16 protein-coding genes are annotated in these 16,072 nt (G+C 67.7%); 6 read left to right on the top strand and 10 right to left on the bottom strand.

Annotated features, from left to right (window positions below):
* Window positions 1-74 precede the first annotated feature (74 nt).
* Window positions 75-785, top strand: coding sequence for a class I SAM-dependent methyltransferase (locus AB0J95_RS22205; protein ID WP_364760670.1), 711 nt, complete (start codon window positions 75-77; stop codon window positions 783-785).
* 243 nt (window positions 786-1,028) lie between these two features.
* Here AB0J95_RS22205 and AB0J95_RS22200 read toward each other — a convergent pair whose 3' ends face one another.
* On the bottom strand, window positions 1,029-1,328 hold the full coding sequence (locus AB0J95_RS22200) for a hypothetical protein (protein WP_364760667.1): 300 nt from the start codon (window positions 1,326-1,328) through the stop codon (window positions 1,029-1,031).
* A 184-nt stretch (window positions 1,329-1,512) separates the two neighbouring features.
* On the opposite strand from AB0J95_RS22200, the gene AB0J95_RS22195 reads away from it, so the two are divergent.
* Window positions 1,513-2,022 carry a GNAT family N-acetyltransferase gene (locus AB0J95_RS22195; protein WP_364760664.1) on the top strand — a complete coding sequence of 170 codons (510 nt, stop codon included), beginning with the start codon at window positions 1,513-1,515 and terminating at the stop codon, window positions 2,020-2,022.
* A gap of 46 nt (window positions 2,023-2,068) precedes the next feature.
* On the opposite strand, the gene eno is transcribed toward AB0J95_RS22195, so the two are convergent.
* Together eno and AB0J95_RS22185 are read right to left on the bottom strand one after the other, a co-directional pair.
* A complete protein-coding gene (gene eno / locus AB0J95_RS22190) occupies window positions 2,069-3,352 on the bottom strand; it encodes a phosphopyruvate hydratase (protein ID WP_364760661.1) in 1,284 nt (427 codons plus the stop codon).
* Between the two features lie 352 nt (window positions 3,353-3,704).
* Window positions 3,705-4,508: a nuclear transport factor 2 family protein gene (locus tag AB0J95_RS22185; protein WP_364760658.1), complete on the bottom strand. Its 804-nt coding sequence runs from the start codon at window positions 4,506-4,508 to the stop codon at window positions 3,705-3,707.
* 86 nt (window positions 4,509-4,594) lie between these two features.
* On the opposite strand from AB0J95_RS22185, the gene AB0J95_RS22180 reads away from it, so the two are divergent.
* Complete coding sequence (locus AB0J95_RS22180) at window positions 4,595-5,179, top strand: helix-turn-helix domain-containing protein (RefSeq protein ID WP_364760655.1); 585 nt, start codon at window positions 4,595-4,597, stop codon at window positions 5,177-5,179.
* Window positions 5,180-5,238: 59 nt separating this feature from the next.
* Window positions 5,239-5,793: an AAA family ATPase gene (locus AB0J95_RS22175; RefSeq protein WP_364760652.1), complete on the top strand. Its 555-nt coding sequence runs from the start codon at window positions 5,239-5,241 to the stop codon at window positions 5,791-5,793.
* An 18-nt stretch (window positions 5,794-5,811) separates the two neighbouring features.
* On the opposite strand, the gene AB0J95_RS22170 is transcribed toward AB0J95_RS22175, so the two are convergent.
* Window positions 5,812-6,495, bottom strand: a complete 684-nt coding sequence (locus AB0J95_RS22170) for a TetR/AcrR family transcriptional regulator C-terminal domain-containing protein (protein ID WP_364760649.1) — start codon at window positions 6,493-6,495, stop codon at window positions 5,812-5,814.
* A 67-nt stretch (window positions 6,496-6,562) separates the two neighbouring features.
* Here AB0J95_RS22170 and AB0J95_RS22165 point away from each other — a divergent pair, with 67 nt between their 5' ends.
* Both AB0J95_RS22165 and AB0J95_RS22160 read left to right on the top strand, forming a co-directional pair.
* Window positions 6,563-7,672: an FAD-dependent monooxygenase gene (locus AB0J95_RS22165; RefSeq protein ID WP_364760648.1), complete on the top strand. Its 1,110-nt coding sequence runs from the start codon at window positions 6,563-6,565 to the stop codon at window positions 7,670-7,672.
* Window positions 7,673-8,900: 1,228 nt separating this feature from the next.
* Entirely contained in the window at window positions 8,901-9,650 is a 750-nt protein-coding gene (locus AB0J95_RS22160) for an SDR family oxidoreductase (RefSeq protein ID WP_364760646.1), read from the top strand.
* 247 nt (window positions 9,651-9,897) lie between these two features.
* On the opposite strand, the gene AB0J95_RS22155 is transcribed toward AB0J95_RS22160, so the two are convergent.
* The 6 genes from AB0J95_RS22155 to AB0J95_RS22130 form a co-directional block, all read right to left on the bottom strand.
* Window positions 9,898-11,073, bottom strand: coding sequence for a serine hydrolase domain-containing protein (locus AB0J95_RS22155; protein WP_364760644.1), 1,176 nt, complete (start codon window positions 11,071-11,073; stop codon window positions 9,898-9,900).
* 310 nt (window positions 11,074-11,383) lie between these two features.
* Window positions 11,384-11,920: a hypothetical protein gene (locus AB0J95_RS22150; RefSeq protein ID WP_364760642.1), complete on the bottom strand. Its 537-nt coding sequence runs from the start codon at window positions 11,918-11,920 to the stop codon at window positions 11,384-11,386.
* Window positions 11,921-12,180: 260 nt separating this feature from the next.
* A complete protein-coding gene (locus AB0J95_RS22145) occupies window positions 12,181-13,392 on the bottom strand; it encodes a cytochrome P450 (protein ID WP_364760640.1) in 1,212 nt (403 codons plus the stop codon).
* Window positions 13,393-13,411: 19 nt separating this feature from the next.
* A complete protein-coding gene (locus AB0J95_RS22140; RefSeq protein WP_364760638.1) occupies window positions 13,412-14,221 on the bottom strand; it encodes an ABC transporter permease in 810 nt (269 codons plus the stop codon).
* The gene (locus tag AB0J95_RS22135; RefSeq protein WP_364760636.1) at window positions 14,218-15,165 is read right to left on the bottom strand and encodes an ATP-binding cassette domain-containing protein; all 948 of its coding nucleotides are present in this window, start codon (window positions 15,163-15,165) and stop codon (window positions 14,218-14,220) included. The genes AB0J95_RS22140 and AB0J95_RS22135 overlap by 4 nt, the downstream gene beginning before the upstream one ends.
* 20 nt (window positions 15,166-15,185) lie before the next feature.
* Window positions 15,186-16,034, bottom strand: a complete 849-nt coding sequence (locus AB0J95_RS22130; protein WP_364760635.1) for a DUF4097 family beta strand repeat-containing protein — start codon at window positions 16,032-16,034, stop codon at window positions 15,186-15,188.
* Window positions 16,035-16,072: the final 38 nt, after the last annotated feature.

Genomic DNA, 16,072 nt, shown 5'->3' with positions numbered 1-16,072 from the left:
CGTTGTGACGGCACCCGAACGTGCTATGCCACGATGGGGTGTATGCCGTTCTTCCCGAGAGTGCCGGCGAGGCCGTGGAAAACGACTACGACAGTTTCGCCGAGGCGTACGCCGCCGAGAACGAGACCAGCCTCCTCAACGCCTACTACGCCCGGCCCGCCATCCTCAACCTCGCCGGGAACGTGGCTGGCAGGCGGATTCTCGACGCGGGATGCGGCGCCGGCACGGTGACCGAAGGGCTGCGCGACCGGGGCGCGATCGTGTCCGGCTTCGACTCCAGCACCAAGATGGTGGAACTGGCCCGCAAGCGCCTCGGCCCCGACACAGACCTCCGGGTCGCCGACATCACCGGCCCGCTGCCGTACCCCGATGGCACGTTCGACGATGTCGTCGCCGCCCTTGTACTGCACTACCTGGAGGACTGGACCGCACCACTGGCCGAGCTACGCCGCGTGGTGAAGCCCGGCGGCCGCCTGATCGTGGTCGTCAACCACCCCATGATCTACAAGCTGGTCAACCCCAAAGCCGACTACTTCGCCATCCGCAAGCACTCCGAGGAGTACACCTTCAACGGCCACCCCGCCGTCCTCACCTACTGGCACCGCCCCCTCCACGCCATGACCGACGCCTTCACCGCCGCCGGCTTCCGCACCGCCATCATCAGCGAACCACCCCCAGCCCCCGAAGCCCACGAGCTGTTCGCCGATGAACTGGCCAGGTTCCCCTCCGGCGCGTTCCTGGGCTTCCTGTTCTTCGTGCTGGATGCCGTCCGAACTCCAGTCTGATGTGGACGACGATCGCGCGCCTACGAGGCCGAGGTACCTGCCTTCCACCACGCGGAGATGACCACCTCGTGACCGATGGCGGGGTCGATGTGATGATGCAGCCCGAGGTTGGTGATGCGGTCGTCCCGCGGGTGGAAGAGCCGAGTGGGGCTGTCACCCAAAATGGGACCGAAAGCGTCGAGCAGGGGTTTCCAGAGGTTCGCCAGTTCCGGCCGGGGCCTGTGGTCAACAGGATGTCCATCGTCACCGGACCCGGATGGCCGCGAATCGGTGCGTTGAGAGTCGCTTGGCCACCGGATAAAGGTAGTTGTCGAGGTCCCGCCCGCCGGTCGTGAGCGACACGTCGGGCGGGACACCCACGACCAGTTCGAGGGCGACCGGCCCGGGCTGAGCGCCGAGCATCGGTCGCGTGACGTCCTCGACATGATCAAGGAATCGGGTCAGTCGAAGCTGACCAGGCGACCCAGTCGCGTCCCAGCTGGCCAGCCGCGGCTCGACGGCGAGCCGAACACCGCCAGCCGGGCGGTGGTAGATCCCGTACACGACTTTGCCTTTCGCGTGAAGCTGGTCGCAGCAACCGGCATCTCGGCAAATGTCAGGTGCGGTCGAATGCCCCGACGCACGGCTTGCCGAGGTACGTCAGTCCGTCGGCGAACTCCTTAGTCATGTCGAAAACGGGGCGACCTGACGGTACTCCGGCTTGACCGGCGGTTGGAACGATGGCGGTATGAGGGACAGGTTCGAGCTTCGGGAGTTCGTGGTCGGCGACGCGCCGGGGGTGACCAGGATGCTGCACCGGGCGTATGCGGAACTCGGCGAGCAGGGCCTGAGGTTCGCCGCTATCGATCAGGATGAGGCCACCACGCTCGAGCGGGCGAGCGGCGGCAGTTCGTGGGTGCTGACCGACGGTGGCGATATCGTCGCCACGATGACGATCACGTATCCGCCGGAGCTGTCCATTCAGCGGATGAGCCGGGAGGCGCGGGTTCCTGGGCGGACGTGGCTGAATCAGCTCGCGGTCGACCCCGGTCATCGGGGTGAGGGCTTGGCGTCGCGGCTGTGGGCAGTGGGCCGGAGGTGGTCGCGGTCTGTCGGCGCGTCACACGTCGGGCTGAACACCGCGATCCCGGCGGCGTCCTTGATCGAACTGTATGAACACTGGGGTTTCCGGAGATGCGAAACCATCCAGTGGCCCACGAAACCCTATCCCAGCACGGTGATGCTCCTGGCGCTGTAGCCGACCCGCGTGGTGCGCAAGGGTATGCGCACCACGCGGATCACTGTCAGCGGCTGCCGCGGAGGGTGTCGCGGCCCGCGTAGCGCGCCTCGGCGCCCAGCTCCTCCTCGATCCGGATGAGCTGGTTGTACTTGGCGGTGCGGTCGGACCGGGACAGCGAGCCGGTCTTGATCTGCCCGCATCCGGTGGCCACGGCGAGGTCGGCGATGGTGGTGTCCTCGGTCTCGCCGGAGCGGTGCGACATGACCGCGGAGTAACCGGCCTTGTGCGCAGTGTCCACTGTGGTCAGTGTCTCGGTGAGCGTGCCGATCTGGTTGACCTTGACCAGGATCGAGTTGGCGATGCCCCGGTCGATGCCGTCGCGCAGCAGCTTCACGTTGGTGCAGAAAACATCGTCGCCGACGAGCTGGACCCGGCCGCCGATCGTGTCGGTGAGCTGCTTCCAGCCGGTGTAGTCGTCCTGGGCGATACCGTCCTCAATGGACACAATCGGGAACCGCTCGGTCAACTCGGCGAGGTAGGCGACGTGCTCCTCGACGCTGCGCTTGCGGCCCTCGCCGACGTAGTCGTACACGCCGTCGACGTAGAACTCCGACGCGGCGGGGTCGAGCAGGATCGCGATGTCCTGGCCCGGCGTGTAGCCGGTGTCCTCGATCGCCTTGACCACGAACGCCAGTGCCTCGTCGGCCGAGCTGAGGTTGGGCGCGAAACCGCCCTCGTCCCCGACGCTGGTGTTGTGGCCCGCGTCGTGCAGCGACTTGCGCAGCGTGTGGAACACCTCGGAGCCCATCCGCACGGCCTCGGCGAACGTCGGCGCGCCGACCGGGCCGATCATGAACTCCTGGAAGTCGATCGAGTTGTCGGCGTGCGCGCCGCCGTTGATGATGTTCATCATCGGCATCGGCAGCAGATGCGCGTACACACCACCGACATACCGGTACAGCGGCAGACCACTTGCGGCCGCGGCCGCCTTGACCGTCGCCAGAGACACCCCGAGGGTCGCGTTCGCGCCGAGCCGTGCCTTGTTCGCGGTGCCGTCCAGGTCGATCAGCGCCCGGTCCACCTCGGCCTGGGCCTCGGCATCCAGCCCGACGACCGCCTCGCTGATCTCGCCGTTGACCGCGTCGACGGCCTTGCGCACGCCTTTGCCGTGGTAACGCGACTTGTCACCGTCTCGCAGCTCCACGGCCTCCCGGGTCCCGGTGGACGCGCCGGACGGCACCGCGGCCCGGCCCAGCGACCCGTCCTCGAGCAGGACATCCACCTCGACGGTCGGGTTGCCCCGGCTGTCGAGCACCTCGCGGCCGCGAACAGCGATGATGGCGGTCATGTGCGCTCCTCACTGAGTTTTCTCGAGCAGGGAGAGCAGCGCAGCGCCGGGCCGCCCTCAGGCAGCAGGAGGCTATCAGAACCGATCAAGATGGCTGGACCTGGTGATCCGGAGACGGCAGTCCGCCGCAATGCAATGCGGCTGTCGGCCGCAACGAGTTCGCGGAGCTGCTGGCCGCGATCGAGCTTCGTACGCCGGAGGAGTACTACCGCAGGTGGCCAGAGCTTGGCTCGCGCTGACCGACTGGGGTGTGTGAGTCCGTTGTGACAAGCGTCGGTTCCGGCGACAAGACGGCCGAGCGACTGATCGCCGCCGTCAAGAAGCTCAGGAAGCGTTACCTGGCAAGGCTGAACTAGAGTTCGCGTCCGATGGCGGCCGCGGCGGCGAGGATGTTGACGTAGTCGCGCAGGTGGCTGATCTGTCCGTTGTGGACGGTGAGGACGATGAGGTTGGGCAGGGTGAACTCGCCGGTGACGGTGCTGGTGCCGAGGGCTTCCTGTTCGATGATGATGGTGTCCGGGTCGGTGGTGTCGTGGATGGCGAGGGTGCGGTAGCCGCTGAACGTCAGGGAGTTGGCCTGCCAGGCCTCGGCGATCCAGGCCACGATGTCGTCCCGCCCCTCGAGCCTGGACGGCAGACCCGGGCGGGTGAACGGGAACTCGTGCACGGCGTCGACGGCGTACAGGCGCCGCATGTCCTCAACGGACTGGGTGATGGCGGCCTGGCGGAACCGTTCCAGCACGTCCCTCGGACTGGTCCTGCCGAGCGCCGCTCGACGCGCGGAGACCTTGCGGGAGCTGATTTTCCAGCCATCCGGCCGACGCGTGACGATGTCGTCGTAGACGGCGCTGCCAGCAGTGTGGGTGGCCATGATGCCGATGCCTTTGGACCGCACACGCGCCGAATCGTCGTCGATCGGGGTGATCACGATGTTGGTGACGTGATGGCCGACCGGGTTCGCGTCGCCCAGGGCCAGCGCGGCCTCCCGGATGGCCGCGGGTCCGTGCAGCTCGCCGAGGCCGAAGTCGCTCACGTCGTAGGTGACATCGGGCGTGAACAGTTCGCTTGCTTGGTCCAGTTCGCCCGCGTCGGTGAGGTGACCGTGCAGGTTGATCAGGTCGGTGATGTCGATCCGGTCTTGGTGCGTCAGCGCCATGGTGGCGGCCCTCCCAGTAAGATGAGGCACAGTCCGGTTAGCTGCGACGCTAGCGGAGAGTGTCCCCGGTTAGCAAGGGTGTGTTGATGACAGGTGAGGATCCGCGCGGCGGGCGTCCTCAGCGGGCCGACGCGCGCCGCAACTACCAGCACCTGCTCGACCAGGCGAAGATCGCGTTCGCCGAGTTCGGCGCGGACGCCTCCCTGGACGAGATCTCGCGCCGGGCGGGGGTGGCCAGCGGCACGTTGTACCGGCATTTCCCCACGCGCATGGATCTCATCGAAGCGGTGCTGGCCGACCGGATCGGCGAACTGGTCAACGACGGCCGCGGCCTGCTGCACGCCGAAGACGCAGTCGACGCGTTGTTCACCTGGTTGACCGCCGCGGTCGAGCATGGTGTGACGTACCGAGGCCTGAGCGCCGCGGTGATGAACTCGGCGCTCGACCGGGGGAGTGCCGTGATCTCCAAGTGGCACAAGGACATGTTCGACGTGGGTGCCCAGTTGCTGGCGCGGGCACAGGCATCCGGCGCGATCGTGGCCGACGTGGAGGCGGCGGACGTGCTGAAGATGGTCAGCGCCATCGCCTGGGCCGCGCAGGGCGATTCCGCTCAGGCCAGCCGACTGCTGACCCTGTCGATGAACGGACTGCGGGCCCGGCCTGGCGGCTGAAAAGTCGGGCGCGTCCGCGCCGGCGCCCGTGCGATGCTGCGCCGGTGCCATTGGTGTGGGTGACCGGCAACTCGGGCGTGGGCAAGTCGACGGTCTGCGAGCTGCTGAAGGACCGGGGAGAGCTTGCGGTCGACGCGGACTGGGAGGGCTACAACCACTGGGTCGACCGGGTGAGCGGACAGGCGGTCGTCGATCCGCCTTATCCGGTGCCGGCCGGCTGGCTTGACCGTTTCGGGTGGAAGATCAGGCGCACGGAGGTCGAGACCCTTGCGGCAGGGATGCACGACCGCACCGCGTTCATGTTCGGAGCGGTCGAGAACGAGCACGAGGTCTGGGACCTGTTCGACCTCGTGATCTGCCTGGTGATCGACAACGAGACGCTCCGGCACCGTCTCCTGACCCGCACGACGAACACCTTCGGCCAGCACCCGGAGGAGCTGGCGGCCGCGCTCAAAGACAATGATCGCGCCGAGGCCACCTACCGGCGCTTCGGCGCGACGATCATCGACGGAACCCGGCCGCTGGCTGAGGTTGCTGACGCGATCCTCGCCGCCGCTGGCCGTCTGTCCATTGCGGATGCGTCTGTGCCGCGACGAAGCTCCACCGGAGACTGAGGTGAGTCGCCGCTTCGGCTATCGAGCGGAGATGCGGGCTTCGACGCCGTCGAGGAGGAACTCGAGGCCAGCGCGGAAGGTCTGGTCGGCGTCCAGGTGGGGGCCGTCGCGGACGAGCGTCTCCAGCGCGGCAAATCGGCCGGTCGCGAAGGTCCGCTCAAGGTAGGGCCCGTAGGTGGCTTGCCACTGCCTCTTGCTCATCCCTGAGGCCCGCTCGGCGCGCCGCTCGGTGATCTCGCGGCGGACCGCGCCGGTCACGTACGCATTGACGGCGGCGACGGCCGGCATGACGGTGTTCAGGTCGACGTCGCCCATCGCGGCCAGCACGGCCTCGCTCGTGGCCAGCGTGTTCGGCCCGAGCTGGGGCCGGCCGCCGAGCAGGTCGGCGAGCCATTCGTGCCGGTGGGCCGCCTGCCGGGTGGTTTCGGCGAGGGACTGCAGCACCTCTCGCCACCCGGTGCCGGCTGGGTGGATCTCCGCGTGGACCGCGTCGACCATCAGGTCGAGCAGCTCCTCCTTGGTCGCGATGTAGCCGTACAGCCGCATCGGTCCAGCGTCCAGCTCCGCGGCGACCTTGCGCAGCGACACCGCTTCCAGGCCGTCCGCGTCGGCGAGCCGGATCGCCGCGTGGACGATGCGTTCCCGGCTCAGCGGGGCGGGCGTCGGTCGATCCGGCGGCTCCGGCCGCTCCCACACCAACATGCCCAGGACGATACAGTGTTCAGCGGTGATACAGTGTATCGACAGATACGGTGAATCGGGGGTAGGCATGACGATCGCGATTGTCGGGGCCGGATTAGGTGGCTTGACCCTTGCGCGGGTGCTGCATGTGAACGGCATCGAAGCCGTTGTGTACGAACGTGAATCGTCACGCGAAGCGCGCGGTCAGGGTGGCATGCTCGATATCCACTCCGGCCAGCGGGCGCTGCGCGAGGCCGGCCTGATCGACCAGTTCTTCATGATCGCCCGCCGCGAAGGCCAGGACATGCGTCTTCTCCAGCCGGACGGCACGCTGCTGCTCCAGGAGGACACACCCGACGACGCCCCGCTGGCGCGGCCCGAGGTCGACCGCGCCGATCTGCGCGACCTGCTGCTGGATTCCCTTCCCGCGGGCACAGTCCGCTGGGGACACGCGTACGAATCCGCCGGCAACGGCCTGCTGCGCTTCGCCGACGGCAGCACTGCGCCGTATGACCTGCTGGTCGGCGCGGACGGCGCGCAGTCCCGGGTCCGCGCGCTGCTCACCGACGCCCGCCCGGCGCACATCGGCCAGAACGTCGTCGAGGTAGGCATTCCCGACATCGACCGCACGCACCCCGACCTCGCGGCGATGGTCGGCCGCGGCAACTACTGGGTGCTCGGCGACGGGGTGTCCTTTGCCGCGCAACGCAATGGCGATGGCCGGGTTCGCATCGGCGTGAGCTTCTACAACACCGGCGAGGACTGGTTCGCCACCAGCGGGATCCCGTTCGACGACCCGGCCGCCGCCCGGGCGAGGCTGATCGAGCTGCTCCCCGGCTGGGACTCGCGGTTCACCACGCTGATCGCGGCCTGCGATGACACCGTCGTGCCGCGGTCGATCACTACCCTTCCGGTCGGCCTGACCTGGCAGTCGAAGCCAGATGTCACATTGGTCGGCGATGCCGCGCATTTGATGCCACCAGTGGGCGAGGGCGCCAATATGGCCCTCCTCGACGGCGCCCTGCTCGGACTCGCCCTGGCCGCGCACCCCGGCGATTTTCCCGCCGCGATCGCAGAATACGAACGCGAGATGTTCGAACGCACCAGCGCCGCCGCCCGGATGTCCGCGGACATGCAGGAGTTGCTCATGTCACCGGACGCCGCCCAGCGATTGCTCGCGTTCTTCCAACCCGGCTGAGATAACCGGATACGGTCAGGACACCGGCCGTCCAGCCACCGCGCACCCTGGGTCTTCCTCTCGGAAGGCAAGACCCATGGTGTTTCGGCAGTTCGGGACGCCTGCTGGGTCTTCCTTCCGGCGTCCGCGGTCCCGATCGGCAGGACGTCCAGCCCGGCCGTCGTGATACCGGGCGGGGCACGATGGCTTTCGCCCCGGCTCGCTGCATCCTGGGGGCCGCCTGGTCGATCGGCAGATGCGCCGGCGTACTCGGCTCCGGGACCGACAACAGGTCGCCGCGCTGGGAGGATCGCCGACCCAACACTCGCGCCGACGGCCACAGTCGTTGGCGCGGATAGAAGTCGTACACGCCGAAGCCCGCGGTCGCCGCGGCGATGGCGGCGGTCTGCCTGCGGAGCGCTCGCCGGGGGCACCGATCGCCATAGTCATTGGCGCGGATAGAAGGTTGTGCTCGCCGAGGCCTGCGGTGGTCGTCGCGATGGCGGCGGCCCGCCCGCCGAGGGCGCCGATTGGCACCGCGTAGCGGATCAAGAGCAAGCGCGGCGACGAACGCCAGTGGCGCAACACCGACGCGATGTTCCGGTGTCGAACGGTGTGGTGCGCTGCTTGGGCACGATCACCTCGGTCCTGCGCCGCGTACTTCGGCACCCCTTGCGTATCCCGGGTACTCGTCGGCCGCGTCGGTGTCGGCCGCGGTGTGGGTGGCGTCGCGGTGAGCTGGTCGATCAATCGCACCAACGGGTTCGCCGATTGTCCGGTGCGCATCTCCCGCACCGGGCGATTCGCGCCCGTCGGCCAGGGACCGGGCGCGCCAGGATCTGCACCACGGCGTGCTTGTCCGGCGAAGTCTGGAGAGCGACGCGACCACTGACTGGGTCGGGTCCGCGGTGAACTCGGTCCGGATTGCAGCGATCCCACCATGTTCGACCAGAACACCGCCGCGCCGTCCAGTTCCACCGACGGTGGCGACAGGATCGTCACCACGGGTTGCCTGCGGCGCATCAACAACGCAGTACCAACTCCCGCGACCGAACGACGACCACGCTCATCGTGATGCCTGCCGTCAGCCAAGGCGCCACTGCTGGCTGCAGTTTTCGGCGTGGTGCGTTTCTCGCCATGGTGGGAGGATCAGGCAAGAAGTCGAGAGCTTCGGTCTGCCGGTTGACCTGCCTGAGCTGGTCTTATGGGTGTTGTCGAAATCAGCCCGAACAGAACAGGCGGGAAGAACATGCGAGTCGCAATCGTCACTGGTGGAAGCTCCGGTATCGGACAGAGCGCCGCCATCCAGCTCGCCAAGCGGGACACCGCGGTGATCCTCACCTACAGCTCCAACGAGGCCGGCGCCAAGGACACGGTCTCGGCCATCGAGCAGGAGGGCGGCACCGCTGTGGCGCTGCCGTTGGATGTGGGCCGCAGCGACACCTTCGCCGCCTTCCGGGCGGAGGTCGTCGAGGTGCTGCGGGGATGGGACCGCGACACCTTCGACGTCCTGGTCAACAACGCGGGCTTCGCCAAGACCGCGATGTTCGCCGACACGACCGAGGAGTTGTTCGACGAGTTCTTCCGCGTGCTGTTGAAAGGCCCGTTCTTCCTGACCCAGACTCTGCTGCCGCTCATGTCCGACGGCGGCGCGATCGTCAACACCTCCAGCAGTTCCACGGATCGCGCCGAACCCGGCTACTCCGGTTACGCGACCATGAAGGGCGCCCTGGTCGTCCTGAGCCGGTACCTGGCCAAGGAACTCGGCCCGAGGCGCATCCGGGTCAACAGCATCTCGCCCGGCGCCACCCGGACCCGCCTCGGCGACAACGGTTTCGAGCGTTACCCGGAGATGATCCCCGTCCTCGCGGCCAAGACCGCGCTCGGACGCGTCGGCGAACCCGACGACATCGGGCTGGCGATCGCCGGGCTGGTGGGCGAGGACGGCCGGTGGATCACGGCGCAGAACATCGAGGTGTCCGGCGGATTCGACCTGTAGCACGTCGCTTCTGAATTCCCTGCAGACGACAGATCGGTGAGCGGGCCGAGGGCGTGCGCGACGTCCCCGACCTACTCGGGGCAGGTAGCCGTCCCCCGCGTCCACCTGCATCCCGTCGAGGATCAACGGATGTCGCCGCCGGTGATGTTCAACGTGCTGTCCGACAGGCACCGGTGGATGGTGTCCCACGCCTTGTCGGTGTCCAGCAGATCAGCATCGGCCGCACCGTCCTCGCCTCGCCCGTCGGTCAGCCGGTGGGTAACGGTTTGCCGAGCATGGTGCAGATCGTGGCGTTCTGGAGTGCTTCGCTGGCCGCCTTGATCTTCGGGTCGGTGCCGAACTCGGCCCAGGACTCGGTCGTGATCAGGATGGTGGCTGTGTGGGTGCCGGTGCGGTCGGTAATGCCGATCGACAGGTAACCCGGGATGCCGCCGTCGTGACCCCAGAGCGTGCCGCACTCGGTAGTGCGCGTCTGGATACCCAGCCCGTAACCGGCGTCAGAGCGTACCGGCACGGTAGTGAGCATCTGGCTCAATTGGTTGGCAGGCAGCAGTTTCCCTGACATCAAGGCGTTGTGGAACCGGGACCAGTCCTGTGCGGTGGACACCATCGCCCCAGCCGCCCCGCCCCAGGACGGGCTGATGTCGGAGACATTCACATGACCGTCGCGGTGCGGCCCGGCGAAGTCCCGGAACTCGGCCGGCACACCGGGCGGCATGTGTGCGGCGTCCGGTTCGTAGCCGCGGGCGTGCGGGCCGCGCCAGGTGGCGTCAGTGGGGTAGTAGGTGTGGGCGAGATGCAGTGGCCGGGCGATCCGGTCCCGGACCAGGTCGGCCAGGCCGGTCCCGGTGACCCGTTCCAGGATGGCGCCGATCGCCGCGTAGTTGGTGTTGCTGTACGACCACTGCGTGCCCGGCGGGAACTCGGGATCGTGCGCCGCCCCCACGGCGAGCAACTCCGCCGACGTCCACATCCGCCGGTCCTTGCCAACGGCCGACGGCCACATCACCGGGTCCTCGGTGTAGTCGTACAGGCCGCTGGTGTGGTTGAGCAGCATCTGCACCGTGATCGCGTCACCGCCCGGAACCATGCCCGGCAACCACTTCGACACCGGATCGGACAGCGCCACCCTGCCCTCACCGGCCAGTTGCAGCACAAGCGTGGCCATCACCGTCTTGGTATTGGACCCCACCCGGAACTCGTCGTCCGCCCTCAGCACATGATCCCGCCTGGCCCAGCGCGCCTGCTCAGCGATCTCAACCGGATGACCACTGCCATCGTCCACCCGCACGATCACCCCCGGCACCCCGTCATCCACCAACTCTCGCGCCAACCGCCGCAGCCCGTCGTACTGAGGCGCCGCAGTCGCCGGAATCCCACCAGTGACCACCAGACTCGCCGCCAGCATCGGCACCAGAACCACACGCCGCCACCGTGACCGCCCAGCACGATCCGACGAAGAAACATGGTGGCGCATAGACCTTTTCCTCCAGGTGATAGCTGTCGCGGGCATCAATCCTGCCCGCTTCACCCCACGCAGTCGATCTAGCAGGCACCCCAACAAAGGTGTAGCCAGCGCTACCCGTCACGCTGCCCTCACGGCGGTGAGCCCCCAACCCGGGGCTCTGAAACCGCCGCCGATCTTGTTGCGTCACTGCCGCCGTCCACCGAACGGCCAAACTGTCTGGTACCTCTGCGATAACGCGCTGAGGTACCAGACGGCCGAGGGTTGATCAGCAGGAGGAGACCCACTTGGAGGAGGCGATCTCGTCGTTCATGGCCCAGGTGTAGCCGTCGCGGCCCGATCCGTGGTTGAAGTAGTTGTACCTCAGGTCTCGCCAGACGCTGCCGGGGCCGGGGCAGGCCCAGGCGCTGGTGAGGTTGGGGTGGAAGTACAGGTTGATGGAGTTGTTGTGGGCGCTGTTGTTCTGGACCGCGCTGGCGCGGTTGCGGAAGTTGCCGCAGTTGTCGCCCCAGTTGTAGTCGTCGTCGAGCCAGCGGCAGGAGAAGTTCGCGTAGTTGTCGTCGTTCCAGATGTTGTCCCAGGCGTAGACGTAGCCGTCGTGGCAGGAGAATCCGGTGACTTCGACGGTCTGGTCACTGCCGAGCTTGTCCCAGTTCCCGGGCCAGTAGATGGAATGTTTGACGCCGGTCAATTCGGTGATGGTGACCGTGGCCACGCAGCCCAGCGGGACGAAGACCTGGTCGACGTCGATCCGGTCGTGCGCGAAGCCGCCCTTGATGCCCCCGGGATTCAGGCTGTACACCACCCATGGCCCCGTATCGCTGTATGGGGCTCACCCTCGGGGCATCGATGCGGGTCTCCGCGGCGGCCGAGATCGCCGCGGCGAGATGGTAGGCATCGCTGCGCGAGCCGGTGAAGCGGGTGCGGCGAAGATGGGACACTGGGACAAGATCAGGTCGCTGACCTGCTGGAACGCGGGGCTGTGGGACGCGGAGTCATTCCAGCGGACACGGATTTCCGCGAGAAACAACCGCCGGAAGCTTGCGCGTACCGGCGGCTGTCCTGTTAGGAGTTCGTAGGGGTGTCGCGAGTCCAGGTGACGGGGAGGCGTTCGACGCCGTAGATGTTCTGGACTTCGGGACGGAGTGGAACATCTTCGGGTGGGACGGCAAGGCGCAGAGTGGGGAACCGGGTGAACAGCGCCGGGAGGGCGATGGTCATTTCGACTCTGGCCAGCTGCTGGCCCAGGCATTGGTGGATGCCATGGCCGAAAGCGAGGTGGCCCGCGGCATTGCGGTTCAAGGTGAGGGTGTCGGGATCGGCGAACTTGTGGGGATCGCGGTTGGCGGCATGGATGGAGATGGCGATCGACTCACCGGCCTTGATGACATGCCCGTCCAGTTCGACATCTTCCAGCGCGGTCCGCAACCCGGTGTGCGCAATACTCAGGTAGCGCAACAATTCCTCGACGGCGTTACCTGGATCGGCAATAAGCGCAGGGACTTGGCCGGGGTTGCGCAGCAAAGCGAACGCTCCGAGCGCGATCATGTTCGCGGTGGTGTCGAGGCCCGCGCCGAGCAGGAAGGTGCCGAGGCCGGTCAGCTCGTCGTCGGTGAGATCAGTGGTCGTCAGGTCGCTGAGCATGTCGTCGGTGGGTTTGGCGCGCTTGGCGAGCACCAGCTCCCGCATGTAGGTCTGCAGCCCGATGTACGCGTTCGTGCGTTCCTCCACAGTGGCGTCCGGTGCGGTGATCGTCGCCGCGTCGGCCTGGAACGCATCGCGGTCGGCGTAGGGAACGCCAAGCAACTCGCAGATCATCACCGCGGGGATCGGCTGCGCGTAGGCGGCGACCAGATCGAGCCCGGGACCCGACTCCTCCATGGCGTCCAGGTGTTCGGCGGTGATCTGCTCGACGCGGTCGGTGAGCCGGCGCATCCGGCGGACGGTGAACCTGCCCGCGAGCAGGCCGCGGTAGCGGGTGTGTTCGGGTGCGTCCATTCCGGTCATGTCGCCGACCGGCGCGGGCGGCAGTTCGGCGAACTCTGTCAAGCCGGGGAACGGGTAGTGCGCGATCTCGTAGCGTGAGCTGAACCGTTGGTCGGCCAGCACCGCACGGGTCAGGGCGTGGCCGGTGATCAGCCAGCCCACATGGCCGTCGGGATAGGTCAGTCGCACCAGCGGGCTTTCCGACCGGATGCGCCCGAGCTCCGCGGGTGGGTCGAAGGGGCAGCCCGCGGCACGCGCGAGGGGCAGCCGGTCGACGGGATCGTGGTCCATCGTCACATTCCCTTCGGGGTCAGCGGGAGTACTCGCGGTTGAACAGTTTCCTGGACCAGAGGTAGCCGCCCAACGCGATGACGGCGCACCAGCTGAGCGCGATCCACCAGTTGTCGCCGACCGGCCTGTCCATCAGCAGTCCGCGCAGCGTCTCCATGATCGGCGTGAACGGCTGGTACTCGGCGAACCAGCGCAGCCCGGCCGGCAGGGAGTCGGTGGGCACGAAGCCGCTGCCGAAGAACGGCAACAGGATCAGCGGCATGGGTGTGTTGCTGGCGGCCTCCACGGTCTTGGCGGCCTGGCCGAGCGCGACACACAGCCAGACGAACGCGAACGTCACGGCCACCAGGAACCCAGCCGCCGCAAGCCATCCGTCCACTCCGGCGGTGGGCCGGAAGCCGACCAGCACGGCCACACCGGTGACGATCGCGATGCTGAACATGGCCTGGATGACGCTGCCGAGGACGTGTCCAGTGAGGACGGACACGCGGGCGATGTGCATGGTGCGGAACCGGGCGATGATGCCCTCGGTCATGTCCATGGCCACCGAGATCGCGGTGCCCTGGACCGTCGCGGTCACGGTCATGATGATGATCGCGGGTGCGACGTAGTTGGCGTAGGCCGAACGTCCGCCGCCACCGAGCCCGGCGCCCATCGTGCCGCCGAAGACGTAGACGAACAGCAGCAGGAAGATGATCGGCATCCCGATGAGCATCACGGTCATCGACGGGTACCGGAGCATGTGCTTGAGGTTGCGGCGCAACATGGTCATCGAGTCGCGCAGCGGGTGGAACCGGAGGCCCGCGGCCGGGGCTGCGAGGGTGGTCATGAGGTGGTCACCTTCTCGTTCTTCGGGTTTCCGGTCAGGGCCAGGAAAACGTCGTCGAGGTCGGGCGTGTGCACGGACAGCTCATCGACCTCGATGGCCGGGTCGTCGAGCTGGTCGATGAGCGCTTTGAGGGCGTGCATGCTGCCGTCGCTCGGCACCCGCAGCGCCAGCGCGTCGTTCTCGCGAGTGGCGTGGCTCAGCACCCGCTCAGCGGCTTCGCGGCCGCGGGCGTCGGCGAACCGCAGGCGGACGTGCCCGCCGGGGATGCGGCGCTTGAGTTCGTCGGCGGTGCCTTCGGCGACGATCTTGCCGTGGTCCAGGACGGCGATCCGGTCGGCCAGCTCGTCGGCCTCGTCGAGGTACTGGGTGGTGAGCAAGATGGTGACACCGTTGGCGACGAGGTCGCGGACGATCTGCCACATGGTCCGGCGGCTGCGCGGGTCCAGCCCGGTGGTGGGCTCGTCGAGGAAGATCAGCTTGGGGCTGCCGACCAGCGTCATCGCCAGGTCGAGGCGGCGCCGCATGCCGCCGGAGTAGGTGGATGCGGGTTTGCCGGCCGCGTCGACCAGGTCGAACTGGTCGAGCAGCTGGGCGGTGCGCCTGCGGCCGTCGGCGCGGGTGAGCTGGTTCAGGTCGGCCATCAGGCGCAGGTTCTCCTCGCCGGTGAGCAGGCCGTCGACGGCGGAGAACTGGCCGGTGACACCGATCGCGGCGCGCACCGCGTCGGGTTCGCGGGCCAGGTCGTGGCCTGCGACCCGGGCGTCGCCGCCGTCGGCATTGATCAAAGTGGACAGGATCTTGACCGTGGTGGTCTTGCCCGCGCCGTTCGCGCCGAGCAACGAGAAGACCGTGCCCTGGGGGACGTTCAGGTCGATGCCGTCGAGAACGAGGTTGTCGCCGAACGACTTGCGCAGCCCGGTCACCGCGATGGCTTGGGTGGACATGGTGTGTCTCCTTTGGACGGTCAGGCGCGGTGGATGGTGATGTCGCCGTAACCGGTGTGGGCACGGACTTCGACGGTCTCGTCGGACTCCCGCGGGCTGGCGGTCTCCTCCAGATCGTTGCGCACGTGGCCGAAACCCGTGGTCGCGTCGAGCCAGGCGGCGGTGCCCTCGGCGATGCCGATCTCCAGCGCACCCATCCCGGAGGCGAGGTTGACCGTGCCGCGGACCAGTTCGCCGACGCGCACGGTGCCGTTGGCGGTCCTGGCGTCGACCCCCGCACCCGCCCGGTCGAGTGAGATGTCACCGTTGGACGTGCGCAGCCGGGCGTCGCCGGTGATCGCGTCGACCTCGATGTCACCGTTGGAGTTCTTGACGGTCGCGGTGCCGTCGATCCGGCCCGCGCTCACTTTGCCGGAGCCGGTGTGGATTTCGGCGGTGCCGGCGACGTGGTCGATGGTGACGTGACCGGCGCCGGTGTTGAGGGTCAGCGGACCGGTCTGCTCGACCTGGACGTTGCCGGTCGGGGTCTTCAGCCTGGTCTGGCTGAGCCGGCCGGTGCACTGGAAGTCGCCCAGCTGCACGTCGGCGTCCACCCGCGAGCCGGTGGGCAGCTCCACGGTCACGTCGACCGACCTGGTCCTACGGGAGAAGTCGAAGGCGCGGATCCTCGTTCCGTCGATCTGCAGCGCGCCGTTGACGAACTTCGCCCGGACCTGTGCGGCGGCCTTGACATCGGACTCGTCGTGCTCGTCGGTCGGGCGCACCTCGACGACGGTGTCGGTGCGGTCACTGGCGACGAACCGCACGAGGCCCACGACACCGAGCTCGAGCGTGACGGAAATGGGTTGGGGTGTGTCGAAAGTAGGCATGGCTGTCCCCTCAAAGTGGTGCGGTGAAACGTCTCCGC

This window comes from Actinocrispum sp. NPDC049592, from assembly GCF_040675465.1.
Taxonomy (GTDB): domain Bacteria; phylum Actinomycetota; class Actinomycetes; order Mycobacteriales; family Pseudonocardiaceae; genus Kibdelosporangium.
The sequence above is the reverse complement of the archived record's forward strand: the minus strand, read 5'-3'. Positions and strand labels throughout refer to the sequence as shown.